Below are 12,039 nucleotides of genomic sequence, written 5' to 3'. Positions count from 1 at the left end.
TACCAGTGGTTTTGCGGGGCCTTAGGCGTGGCCCTTGATCTCATAGTGACCCGGCACGCATTTGTAGCGCTCGAGGCGCCAGTTCGCGTGATAAATCGGATGCTCACCCATCCACTTCGCGAGAGGCGCTTGTGCGCCGATCGCGCACTGCATCAGCGAAATCTCGGGTGTCATGTTGCTGTCGGTCACGATTTCCTCGACACAACTGCCTGAGCTGGCTGCGCCAAGCCGGCAAAGCACGGCAACGACGGTCACGAACATTCCTATCACCTCGTTGGTTGTTTCTGACCACGAAGAGGATGCAAGCGGAGTGCCAGAGCCTGTGACACGCAAACAACACGCTGGCCTGGCCGACTCAAATCCAGCAACCACCCCCCATTTGGCGATTCGGATTGTAAAAAAATTGCCATTAACCCGAAGCCGGACAAATACGGGGAACCCGCTGGAAAACACCTGGGAATGATCGATTGTCCGGGCCGTGTCGCCTATGAGCCACTTCACAAGGCCCGCGCGCGGCATCGCGCGTAGTCCGCCCGCCGAAATTACCGAAGGCGAAGAGGGCAACGCGCGGCTTTTACCCGCGGATGTCGCGCTGCTACAGTTTTGCGCGCGCCGCGGTCAGCGGCGCCGTGACCAAGAAACACACCGACAAGGGGAGGGACCGAAGTCCCATGAAGGATTTTGCTGGAAAGATCGCGGTCATCACCGGCGGCGGCACGGGAATGGGGCGTGAGCTCGCGCGGCAGCTCGTCGCCGAAGGCTGCAACGTCGCGATGTGCGACGTCTCGGAAGCGGCGATGGCCGAGACCAAACGGCTCTGCGAAGTCGAGAAGCTGCCGCAGGGCCTGCGCGTCACGACGCACGTCGCCGACGTGGCGATCGAGGATCATCTGAAGCGGTTTCACGATGAGGTCGCCGAGCAGCAGAAGACCGAAAAGGTTCATCTCTTGTTCAACAATGCCGGCATCGGCGGCGGCGGCAGCCTGTTCACCAACACCCGCGAGCAATGGGAGCGCACCTTCAACATCTGTTGGGGCGGGGTCTATCTCGGCGTGCGCACCTTCCTGCCGATGCTGGTCGCGGCGGACGAGGCCCACATCGTCAACACCGCGAGCGTCAACGGCTTCTGGGCTTCGATCGGCATGGGGCAGGCGCACACCGCCTATAGCTCCGCGAAGTTCGCGGTGAAGGGATTTACCGAAGCGCTGATCAACGATCTTCGCCTGCACGCCCCACACGTCAAATGCTCGGTGGTGATGCCCGGCCATATCGGCACGTCGATCGTCTCCAATTCGCGCAAGGTGCAGAGCGGCGACGGCTCGGAGCGGCTCAACGCCGACGAGGTGGCACTGACCCGCAAGCGCATGGCCGCCGCCGGCGTGCCGGATGCAGACAAGATGTCGGACGAGGACATCCAGGCCGCGTTCGCCGAGCGCGCCCGCAGCTTCCTGGAGGACGCGCCGACCACGGCCGCCCAGGCGGCGAAGATCATTCTGGACGGCGTCAAGGCGGAGCGGTGGCGCATCCTCGTCGGCGAGGATGCCGAGCGCCTCGACGAGCGTGTGCGCGCCACGCCGGAGCAGGCTTACGACCGTGCCTTCTACGAAAGTTTTACGCAGGAGGTCGGCTGGCGGCTTGGTTGAGGCCGCCGGCGGGGCGCCCACCCATCGCACCCGAAAGCCCGAGGAGGCGCGTCAGCGCCGTCTCGAAGGAGAGGCGTGCGCGCACGCCGCCGCTAGGGGTCATATTCGTTAGCGCGCCAACGAGGCGCGCTAATATGGCTATGATGGTCGTCATGGCAAGAGACGCTCGGACAATTCTATGTGTCAGCTGCTGCCAATGTTCGTCGCGCACCATGAGCTGTTGGAATGTCATCCATCCGTCATGACGATGTTCAAGCGATGTTGATCTCAAATGCCTGTAATGCCGCGCGAGGCGGCTTGGTCGGCGATCTGAAATGGTTTAGTCAATCGCGTAACGCGACGATTAGAGCGTAGCTTTTAGAGCGTAGCTTTCGATGATGCCCGCATGCCTCTCCGACGACTGGACCTTTTGCCCGGAGCGAGAGGACATTTCAGCTGAGTTCACGCGGCTGCTCACGGCGGCCCAGGAGGGCGGCGCCACGATCGCGGAATGCCTGATGATCGCGCGGCAGCTGAAGCCAGACGACGACCGCTCTTGGCACCGCGAGTGGAAGAAGCTGGCGCAGACCAATCGGCAGCGCGCGGAGGCCGCGTTCGCGGAGGGCCACCGCGCCAGTGCGCAGCGCAATTGGCTGCGCGCCATGAACTATTATGGGGCCGCAGCGATGCCGCTCGACGCCGCCGACGAGCGCCGCTGGGTGGCGGTGCTGGCCACGCAGGAATGCGCGCGCAGCTACCTCACCGCGCGCAGGCCGGCCGGCGAGGTGGTGACGATACCCTGGCTCGACGGGCATTCGCTGCAGGGCTATTTCCTTCCTGCGTCGTCGGGGACGGAGCCGGCGCCGACTGTGATCTGCATCGGCGAGCCCGGCCACCGCAAGGAAGAATTTGTGTTCAAGCTCGAGCCGCACGCGCGCGAGCGCGGCTTCTCGATGCTGGCGCTCGACCTGTTCGGCGACCAGCGCGACGATTTTCTCGATACGCTCTTGCGGCGCAGGGATCTCGAGAGCGCGATCCCCGGCGTCATGGACTATCTGGAGACGCGGCAGGACGTCGATTTCGCGCGCGTCGCAATCGTCGCCGATGGCTGGGGCTCGTCCTTCGTGGCGCGCGCGGTATTGCAGGAGCCGCGGCTTGCCGCCGCCGTCTGCGACGGCGGCCTGTGGGACCTGCACGAGCGAGCCTTCTTCGCCAGCCGATTCGCGATGAGCGACGTCAGCATCGTGCCGGTGCCGCATGCGCCGCTGATGGCCTCCAGCGCCGACTGCCCGGTGCTGATCACCCTCGGCGAGGACGGCTGGCTCAAGGCCGACCGGGCGCGTCAGTTGGTCCAGAACTCCCGGCTCGGCAGCTCGGACGTCATGCTCAAAGTGTTCACTGCGGCGGAGACCGGCGCGGCACAGGCCCATGCCGACAATCCGAGCCTTGCCAACGAGTACATCTTCGACTGGCTCGAATCGCGCCTTCGCGCGCCCAGGCGGGTCTAGCCGCCGGCTTCCGCCTCAGAAGTCGAGACTCAGGCGGACGCAGGCCTTTTCCAGCCGGGTCTTCAGCGTCGCGAGCTTGGTGGTGAATTCGGCGAGCTCGGCCTCGTCGAACTCCCGGAAGACGAATTCCTTGATGGTCTTGTACTGCTCGTTGAGGCTCGCCAGGTGCTTCTGCGTCTTCTCGGTCAGGGACAGCCGGACTACGCGCGCGTCTGTCGGCGAGGGGCGGCGGCGCAACAGACCCTTCTTTTCCAGCAGCTTGGACTGGGTGGTGACGAAGGACGGATCGACGTGGAGGAGCTTGGACACGACGTTGACCGGAATGCCGTCGTCCTTGTCGAGGTCGGAGATCGCCATCAGGATCAGCCATTGCGGCCCGCTGATGCCGAGCGTCCTCGCCCAGAACTGACGCAGCTCCTCGAGATACATGTTGATCGACGATATCTCCCAGGTGAATCGCCTGATGATATCCAGGTTGCCGATGGTGCGCAGGCGCGCCCCTTCTTTCCTCGTCGCGGACACAGCGTCACTCCCGCAAGCTGATTCTCTTTTCGATCGTTCGTTTGTGGGCATAGTCCACGCAACTCTGCTCTGACGCAAGTGCAGAGCAGGCTAATTGTGTCACGAAAACTACAAATATGACCCGATCAACCTTCTCGGCCCACCCCCGGTGTTGCGCCGCGGACACACGGTTAGTGAAACTACAAAGCTGATCTAATAAACTATTTTGATTAACGGAGCTGCGCGGGCATATTGATCCGTGACGGTGGGGGGTTCTCGATCGTCCCGTTGCAGGTGGTTCGCTCACGTCCCTCGCGAATGCGGGTACGTCCGAAAACGCGAAGCGGCCGAGCGGATTTGATGAAGAGACGGGGATCTGGGGGGCCTCATGGTCCGGTCTCCGTTAAATGAGCAACTTGGAGGTTTTAAATGAAAGTGGTGAAGAGCCTTTTGCTCGGCACTGCGGCGGGATTGATCGCCGTTGGTGGAGCTCAGGCAGCTGATCTTCCGGTCAAGGCCAAGGCGGTCGAGTACGTGAAGATCTGCTCGCTCTACGGCGCAGGTTTCTACTACATGCCGGGCACCGATACCTGCATCAAGCTCGGTGGTTACGTCCGCGCCGACATGCTTCTCGGCGGCGGCGGCGACTATGGCTTCAGGAACAGCTCGAGCAGTGTGAACGGCGGGTCCAACAACCGTCTGACCAACTACTATTACACCCGCGCTCGTCTGGACTTCAACATCGATACCCGCACGGCGACCGAATACGGCGTCGTTCGTACCTACGCCGACCTCGTCGTCAGCTATGACTCCACGAACGTCACTGGCAGCAATCCCTCGGCGTTCTCGACCAGTTCGGCTTCGCTCGGTCTCTACCATGCGTTCATCCAGTTCGCCGGCTTCACCTTCGGCCGCACGGTCTCGATCTTCGACGCTCCTTGGCAGAGCTATCCGGCGGGCGGCCCCGATACCATTCCGGGCGGCTCCAACCACGTCAACGGCGTGAACCAGGTTGCCTACACGGCCGACTTCGGCCAGGGCATCACTGCTTCGTTCGCGCTGCAGGACGAGACGTCGGCGAACAATGGTCAGTCGAACCTCTGGAACGTGTCGTCGGGTACGGCGGCGCAGTTCGTGACCGGCGTCTATGGCGCCAGCGCTTGGGGCGGCACGCGCATGCCCGAGGTGATCGGTCAGGTTCGTGTCGACCAGGCCTGGGGTCTGGCGCAGATCTCGGTCGCGGCCCATGAGCTGCATTCAGCCTATTACGGCGCGACTGAAGTCTCCGGTCATCCCTCCGACAAGTGGGGCTGGGCCGTGCAGGGCGCCTTGTCGATCAAGAACATCCCGACCGGCGCGGGTGACGTCATCAACCTGCAGGCCGTCTACACGGACGGTGCGACCCGCTACAACTTCCAGAGCCTGTTCCCGCAGAGCTTCTTCATGTTCAGCGGCAGCGGCAACGGCGCCTATCAGAGCACCGGGTTCGCCGGTGTCGCCGACGGCGTGTTCGGAACCGGTACCGGTATCGACACCGTCAAGACCTGGGGCTTTCGTGGTGGCTATACCCACAACTGGAGCCCGAACTGGGCCAGCGCCATCTACGGTGGCTATGCTCAGCTGAGGTACGGCACGACGGGCAAAGGCCTGATCTGCACCAACTTCGCCGCGATCGCCGTGGCCGGTTCGACCTGTAATCCGGACTTCAACTTCGCGGTGGTCGGTGTGAACACCGTGTGGACCCCGGTCAAGGGCCTGGCGTTCACGGCCGACCTCAGCTGGTCGCGTCTGGACCAGAAGTACTCTGGCGCCATCAACAGCCCGGGCATTCCCTCGGCTGCGAAGCCGGCGGCCGTGTACGAGCTGAAGGACCAGGATTCGGTGAGCATGCTGCTGCGCGCTCAGCGCAACTTCTGATCATCGATCGCGCAAATCGATCGGAGAACCCCGGCGGTAAACCGCCGGGGTTTTTTCATGGGCATCGTTTCGGAAAATCAAATTGCTGATGCGGAACACGAAGGCGAGCCATGCGATTCGAATGCATCAAACTTATTTACTTACCTGAGTTACTAAGCTATATAGCTCTCAGCCAAATACGAAAGTTGCGGCTCTTAGCTTCATGCTAAGCCTCCAGAAACCTCCGGCGATGCCCCGCCGGAGGTTTTTTGTTGTCCAGCTGCGCGCAACGTCAGCCGCGTATCACGCGGGTGCGCGCCGGCGGCCGGTAGGCGAGGCGGCTGTGGCCGGCGCAATAGGGCTGGCCGTCCGGCGCCGTGTTGCCGCAGAAGCAGAAATCGTCTGCGCCCGGCGTCGAGATCGGCCAGCGGCAACGATTCTCCGACAGCTCCAGCAGCGAGCAGCGGTTGGCCTCGTCGATCGGGCCGGCAACCACCGGCGCATCGGTCTCGCCATAGAGCGTGGCGAGCATCTCGTATTGCAGCCGCGGCACGGCCTTGCGCATCCGCGCCGGCGCCAGGCCTCTGTCCTGGACCTTGCGGTCGTCGACCGTCCGGCCGCGCGTCAGATTGAGCCGCGACAATTTGCCGATCACCGCGTTGCGGCTGACGCCGATGTCGGCGGCGATCTCGCGACAGGAGAGGCCGGCCTCGAAGTGCTGCTTCAGGAGTTCGATTCGTTCGTCGGTCCAGGTCGGTGAGAGAACAGGCATTTGTCGGCGATCCCAGGTTGCAGATGTCGGCCATCCGCGGTCTCGAGATCCGTCCGCCTCACGTACCGAGCGCGCTCACGTCCTGCCATTGTCGCGGATCGACAGAAGACCGTCCTTGATGGCGAGACGGATGCCTTCCTCGATCAATGTCCGTGCGACGCCGGGAACGCTGGTGCCGTGGGTGCCCTGTCTCACCAGCTTCTCCAGATACGCGATGGTCGAGAGCGCCAAGGTTACGGGAATGCGGTCAGTCTCGGCTTTTTCGGTGGCCATGGCCCGAACGCTAGCCTCTTACTCGGATACATAAAAGTAACGATTAAGACTCTATTTAGGTTCGGGGGCGGAAGTCAAATGCAGGCTGTGCGTGACGCTCAGCATGTTGGAATCGCACGGGAAATTACCCACGACTCAGCGCGCCGCGCGGTAGACCGGGCGGCGGGGGTCGTCAATCGGTCGGGAAGGGGCGGCCCGGCTCAGCCGTGCACGATCGCCTTTTCGATCATGCAATGGATGCCTTTGGCGCCGTTGACGGTCTGGGTCACCCGGAGATCGGCGGCGAGGCTGCACAGCGTGTAGGCGTCCTCGCGCGACAGATTTCGCGTCTCGCCGAGCAGCGCGATCATGTCGCGCAGCGCGCGCACCACGCACTGGTCGAGATCGGGGTCCATCGCCATGGTCATGTAATGCGTCGGCGTCTCGGCGCGGGGGTAGTCGAGCTTCAGGTCCTTGCGCAGCGTCAGGCGGAAGCGGCCCTGCAGCGCGGTCTCGATTGCGGTGACGCAGACCTCGCCGTCGCCCTGCACGCCATGGCCGTCGCCGCAGGAGAACATTGCCCCTCGCACGAATACCGGCAGATATAGCGTCGCACCTGCGCCGAGCTCCTTGTTGTCGAGATTGCCGCCCATCGCGCGCGGAATCAGCGAGGAGATGCGGCCCCAGGCTGGCGGCGGCGATACGCCCATCACGCCGAAGAACGGCTTCAGCGGCAGGTCGAGGCCCCACGGCATGCGGCCGACCATCCTGGTACGGTCGAGCGGAATGTTCAGGATCCGCGTCTCGTGGAAATCGTCGGGCAGGGTGCCGGACAGCGGCTTGATCATGTTCCAGCCCCAATCCTGCCGGAGCTGCACGTCGAGGATCTCGACCGCGAGCACGTCGCCGGGCTCGGCCCCTTCGACCGCGATCGGACCGGTGAGGATGTGGCCCGGCAGCATGCGCTCGTTTCTGGCATGAACCTGGTGCATCTCGGGCGGAATGTGAAACCTGTCGCGATCAGGCAGCATGTCGGGACCGCCGCTGATGGTGTCGACCGTGACCTCGTCGCCGCTGGCCACGGTGAGGACGGGCTTGAGTGCGGCTTCGAAGAAGCCCCAATGGCAGGTTTCAGGGCTGGAATGCAGGTGATGATGGGTCATTTGCCGCGTCCGGTTGGTTTGATCGGTCCGGGCTTGACCCGGCGATCGATCCTCTTTCAAGAAGGATTTCCGAACAAGGCCGGGCCGGCCAAGCCCGCGCATGGCAGGCACGATCATTCCAGCGAGGCTCCTCTGTTTTTCGCTCTCTCAAAGACCATCGGCGTCGCGCTGCTGCCGATCAATCTTCTGGTCGAGCTCGGAATTGTGTCTGTCGTGCTGATGGCGACGCGCTTTGCCGCGTTTGGCCGCCGGCTTGCCGTGACCACGCTGGTGCTGCTGGCGCTCGCGGCGTTCTCGCCGCTCGGCAATCTCCTGATCTACCCGCTGGAGTCGCGCTTCCCGGCGTGGGACGCCTCGCGCGGCGCGCCCGACGGCATCATCGTGCTCGGCGGCTCGGTCGACACCGATCTGTCGGCGGCGCATCGCACGCCGGTCGTCGCGCACGCGGCCGATCGTCTGTTTGCGCCGGCCGAGCTTGCGCGCCGCTACCCCAATGCGCGCATCGTCTTCACCGGAGGCTCCGCGAACCTGGTGTCGAGCGAGGCCAGGGAGGCCGACTATTCCGCGCCGATCCTGGAGAATCTCGGCATCGCGAAGGACCGCCTGATCCTCGAGCGTAACTCCCGCAACACCTGGGAGAATGCGATCTTCACCAAGCAATTGGTATCACCAAAGCCCGGCGAGCGCTGGCTCCTGGTGACGTCGGCGTTCCATATGCCGCGCTCGATGGGAATCTTCCGCAAGGCCGGATTTGACGTCGAGGCCTATCCGGTGGACTGGCGGATGGGGGGACGTGAGGATCTATTCTCCTTCACCAATATGGGCGCGGACGGCTTGAGACGAACCGAAGTTGCGGTGCGCGAGTGGATCGGTCTTACCGCTTACCGTCTGATGGGCAGGATCTCCGAGTTGCTTCCGGGACCGGGCAGGGACTAGAACAAAGCCGCAAAACAAGAATACGCGGCGCACCATCGCCGGCGCGGAGGAAGCCATGCAACAGCAGAGTACGGACAGGATCGACCTTGCCGGCCTCGTCGCCGATCTCAACAGCCTGCTGCGGCTGAAGACGAATGTGATCGGCATGAAGCTGTTCGCGAGCATCGCAGCGATGGAGGCGATCCCGAAGATCCGCCGCCCGAACGCAATTCACACCACCGACCAGATCGTCAGCATGGCCGCGCGCCTGGGCTGGACCGTCGGCATCACCGCCGACGATCTCGTGGGTAGCCAATGCCGCGCGGTGATCGGTCTTGCGCCGCAGGACGAGAAATGGCTCGCCGGCGAGAACTATGTAGGGGTGTGGCATGGCACGGCGGACGACGCGCGCAAGCGCCAGGAGGCGCTGGACGTGGTTCCGTTCGGACACTATCAGGCGCTCGCCGTCAGCCCGCTCGCCAGCGGCCGGCTCGATCCGCCCGACATCTGCCTCGTCTATGCGACGCCGGGGCAGATGATCATCCTGATCAACGGGCTGCAATATACCGGCTACAAGAAGTTCGAATGGGGCGTGGTCGGCGAGACCGCCTGCGCGGATTCCTGGGGGCGGGCGCTCAAGACCGGGGAGCCCAGCCTGTCCTTGCCATGCTATGCCGAACGGCGCTATGGCGGCGTGCCGGACGAGGAGATGCTGATGGCCTTGAAGCCCTCGCATCTCGCCAGGGCGATCGAGGGCATGAAGGCGCTGGCCAAGAACGGCCTGCGCTATCCGATCCCGCCCTATGGCATTCAAAGCGACGTCCGTGCCGGCATGGGCGTGAGCTACGCGAAGAAGTAAAGGCCGATCATGAGCTCTGCGAAATTCGACATCGTCGTCTACGGCGCGACCGGCTTCACCGGCCAGCTCGTCGCCGAATATCTGGCGGCGCATTACAAGGACGACAAGGCGCTCAAATGGGCGATGGCGGGCCGCAGCCTCGACAAGCTGACATCGGTGCGTGACGCCATCGGCGCGCCGGCCGACACGCGGCTGATCGTGGCGGATGCGTCGGATGCGGCGTCGCTGAAGGCGATGGTGGCGCAGACCAAATCGGTGATCACGACCGTCGGTCCCTACCAGTTCTACGGCGAGGATCTGCTCGCTGCCTGCGTCGCTGCGGGCGTCGATTATTTCGATCTTTGCGGCGAGCCGGTGTGGATGCGGCAGATGATCGACAAGTACGAGGCGGCGGCCAAGGCGAGCGGCGCGCGCATCGTGTTCTCCTGCGGCTATGATTCCGTGCCGTTCGAGCTCGGCACCTTCTTCGTGCAGGAGGAGGCAAAGCGCGTGTTCGGCGCGCCGGCACCACGTGTGAAGGGCCGCGTGCGCGACATGCGCGGCACGTTGTCAGGCGGCACCGCGGCGAGCGCGAAGGCGACCTTCGATGCCGTCGCCAAGGACCTCAGCCTCGTCGCCATCCTCAACGACCACTTCGCGCTGACACCTGATTTCACCGGTCCGAAACAGCCCAAGGGCAACAGGGCGGTCTTCGAAGAGGACCTGCAATCCTGGGCCGCGCCGTTCATGATGGCTCTGATCAACACCCGCAACGTCCACCGCTCCAACATGCTGATGGGCTTTCCCTACGGGAAGGACTTCGTCTACGACGAGATGGTGCTGACCGGTCCCGGCGAGAAGGGCGAGGCCAACGCCAAGCGCGTGATGGCAGCCAATGCCGAGAAGACCGGGCCGAACGCGCCGAAGCCGGGCGAGGGCCCGTCGAAAGAGGAGCGGGAGAACGGCCTGTTCAACCTGCTCTATGTCGCGATCGCCCCCGACGGCCGCATGGTCCGCGCCGGCGTCACCGGCGACCGCGATCCCGGCTACGGCTCGACCTCGAAGATGATCTCCGAATGCGCGATCTGCCTGCTGCGCGATGCGAGCGACGTTCCCGCCGGCTTCTGGACGCCAGGCGCGGCGATGCAGCACAAGCTGATCAAACGGCTGCAGGACAATGCCGGGCTGACGTTTGGGGTGGAGAGCTAGGTCGGCTCTCGTAGGATGGGCAAAGGCGCAACGCTCCGTGCCCACCATCTCTCAGTGGTGGGCACGCTGCGCTTTGCCCACCCTACGGCACCGTCTCTGTCACGCCGCCCTGGCATCATACGCGTACATGAAGTCCATGCCCTTGGCGCCCAGCGGCAGCAGCCATTTCAGCATCTGATTGCGCATCCAGGCGCCGGTGGCGCTGAACTCGCGCTTGCTGTTGCCGTTGCGGCGGGCGATCGCGACGATCTTCTCGGTGCGCGGGCGGCGCTCGGCCTCGAAGGCCTGGAAGGTGGCGCCGAGCTCCTGGCCCTCCTGCATCAGCCGAGCAAATCGCATCGCGTCCTCCAGCGCCAGGGAGGCGCCCTGGCCGGCATGGGGGCTGGTCGCGTGCGCGGCATCGCCGATCAAGAGCGAACGCTTGCGCGACCAGGCCGGCAGGGTCGCGACGTCGAGCGTGTCGGTGACCACGATGTTCTCGGCCGCTTCGATGATGGCGGGGATCGGATCATGCCAGCCGCGATGGACGCCGCGCAGATGCTGCTTCAGCGTCGCATGGTCGAGCGCGCGGAACGTCGCCGCGTCCATGCCGTGCGCCGGCTGCGTGCTCCACCACATCACGCCGTCTTTCGGATCGGAGCTGCAATAGCCATAGCCGAAGAAGCCGCTCTGGCCGAAGGTCGTTTCGACGTGCTGGCCGATGGATCTGCCGTCGAGCACGGCATGCGGCACGAAGCCGCCGAAGCCGATCAGGCCGGTGTCGAACGGCTGCGGGCCGTCAGGCACGACCTGGCGGCGCACGACCGAGTGCACGCCGTCGGCGCCGATCAGGAAGTCGCCTTCGGCGGTGGTGCCGTCGGCGAAGTAGGCGATGATCGGCTGGTCGCCGCGATCCTCGATCTTGATCAGGCGCTTCTCGAAATAGAGCGAGACAGAGGCGCACCATGCCTTGTCGATCAGGATCTCGTTCAGCGTGGCGCGCGCGATGTTGACGGCCGGCTGGCCGAAGCGCCGCGCCAGGTCGCGGTTGATCGAGCCGAGCTTCTCGCCGCCCTGCGAATAGAAGTCGAAGGCTTCCGCGACCGAGCCGCGGTCGATCAGCTGCTTCGCCAGCCCGATCTCGTCCAGGACATGCATGCCGTTCGGTGCGATCTGCAGGCCGCCGCCGATGCCCTTCGAATAGGGCCAGGCCTCGTAGATCGCGGATTCGATGCCGGCGCGGCGCAGCAGGATCGCGGCGACGGGGCCGGCGATGCCGGCGCCGATGATCAGCGCCTTGCGGGGACGGTGGGCCATGGCTTGCTCCCGACGTTTCCGTGGTGCTAGGAGAAATTACGGTCACTAATTATCTTAGTAACTAAGA

Annotated in this window: 12 protein-coding genes; 6 read left to right on the top strand and 6 right to left on the bottom strand. The window is 64.1% G+C overall.

The genetic code is table 11. From position 1 onward, the window contains the following. Positions 1 to 21 precede the first annotated feature (21 nt). On the bottom strand, positions 22 to 261 hold the full coding sequence (locus ACM43_RS03460; RefSeq protein ID WP_025036674.1) for a hypothetical protein: 240 nt from the start codon (positions 259 to 261) through the stop codon (positions 22 to 24). A 410-nt stretch (positions 262 to 671) separates the two neighbouring features. Between ACM43_RS03460 and ACM43_RS03455 the strand changes: the two genes are divergently transcribed. Together ACM43_RS03455 and ACM43_RS03450 are read left to right on the top strand one after the other, a co-directional pair. Further along, entirely contained in the window at positions 672 to 1,643 is a 972-nt protein-coding gene (locus ACM43_RS03455; protein ID WP_271538065.1) for an SDR family NAD(P)-dependent oxidoreductase, read from the top strand. Between the two features lie 374 nt (positions 1,644 to 2,017). Next, positions 2,018 to 3,130 (top strand): alpha/beta hydrolase family protein, encoded by a 1,113-nt coding sequence (locus tag ACM43_RS03450; protein WP_271538064.1) that lies wholly within the window; start codon positions 2,018 to 2,020, stop codon positions 3,128 to 3,130. A gap of 15 nt (positions 3,131 to 3,145) precedes the next feature. On the opposite strand, the gene ACM43_RS03445 is transcribed toward ACM43_RS03450, so the two are convergent. Further along, positions 3,146 to 3,652 (bottom strand): MarR family winged helix-turn-helix transcriptional regulator, encoded by a 507-nt coding sequence (locus ACM43_RS03445; RefSeq protein WP_271538063.1) that lies wholly within the window; start codon positions 3,650 to 3,652, stop codon positions 3,146 to 3,148. 408 nt (positions 3,653 to 4,060) lie between these two features. On the opposite strand from ACM43_RS03445, the gene ACM43_RS03440 reads away from it, so the two are divergent. Then, positions 4,061 to 5,548, top strand: a complete 1,488-nt coding sequence (locus ACM43_RS03440; RefSeq protein WP_271538062.1) for a porin — start codon at positions 4,061 to 4,063, stop codon at positions 5,546 to 5,548. A 271-nt stretch (positions 5,549 to 5,819) separates the two neighbouring features. Here ACM43_RS03440 and ACM43_RS03435 read toward each other — a convergent pair whose 3' ends face one another. From ACM43_RS03435 to ACM43_RS03425, 3 genes are all read right to left on the bottom strand, one after another. Then, complete coding sequence (locus tag ACM43_RS03435; RefSeq protein ID WP_271538061.1) at positions 5,820 to 6,299, bottom strand: GcrA family cell cycle regulator; 480 nt, start codon at positions 6,297 to 6,299, stop codon at positions 5,820 to 5,822. A gap of 75 nt (positions 6,300 to 6,374) precedes the next feature. Further along, positions 6,375 to 6,572: a hypothetical protein gene (locus ACM43_RS03430; RefSeq protein WP_024341172.1), complete on the bottom strand. Its 198-nt coding sequence runs from the start codon at positions 6,570 to 6,572 to the stop codon at positions 6,375 to 6,377. 200 nt (positions 6,573 to 6,772) lie between these two features. Further along, entirely contained in the window at positions 6,773 to 7,714 is a 942-nt protein-coding gene (locus tag ACM43_RS03425; protein ID WP_271538060.1) for an acetamidase/formamidase family protein, read from the bottom strand. Positions 7,715 to 7,882: 168 nt separating this feature from the next. Between ACM43_RS03425 and ACM43_RS03420 the strand changes: the two genes are divergently transcribed. The 3 genes from ACM43_RS03420 to ACM43_RS03410 are packed head-to-tail and all read left to right on the top strand — an operon-like array spanning position 7,883 to position 10,676. Next, entirely contained in the window at positions 7,883 to 8,650 is a 768-nt protein-coding gene (locus ACM43_RS03420; protein WP_036010382.1) for a YdcF family protein, read from the top strand. Between the two features lie 55 nt (positions 8,651 to 8,705). Next, positions 8,706 to 9,488 carry a DUF169 domain-containing protein gene (locus ACM43_RS03415; RefSeq protein ID WP_271538059.1) on the top strand — a complete coding sequence of 261 codons (783 nt, stop codon included), beginning with the start codon at positions 8,706 to 8,708 and terminating at the stop codon, positions 9,486 to 9,488. A 9-nt stretch (positions 9,489 to 9,497) separates the two neighbouring features. After that, entirely contained in the window at positions 9,498 to 10,676 is a 1,179-nt protein-coding gene (locus ACM43_RS03410; RefSeq protein WP_271538058.1) for a saccharopine dehydrogenase family protein, read from the top strand. A 99-nt stretch (positions 10,677 to 10,775) separates the two neighbouring features. On the opposite strand, the gene ACM43_RS03405 is transcribed toward ACM43_RS03410, so the two are convergent. Further along, entirely contained in the window at positions 10,776 to 11,972 is a 1,197-nt protein-coding gene (locus tag ACM43_RS03405) for an FAD-dependent monooxygenase (RefSeq protein ID WP_271538057.1), read from the bottom strand. Between the last annotated feature and the right edge of the window lie 67 nt (positions 11,973 to 12,039).

Origin of the sequence: Bradyrhizobium sp. CCBAU 45321, from assembly GCF_028128975.1 — a bacterium.
In the GTDB taxonomy this organism is placed as follows: domain Bacteria; phylum Pseudomonadota; class Alphaproteobacteria; order Rhizobiales; family Xanthobacteraceae; genus Bradyrhizobium; species Bradyrhizobium yuanmingense.
Note: the sequence above shows the minus strand (reverse complement) of the source record. Positions and strands in the feature narration are given on the sequence as shown.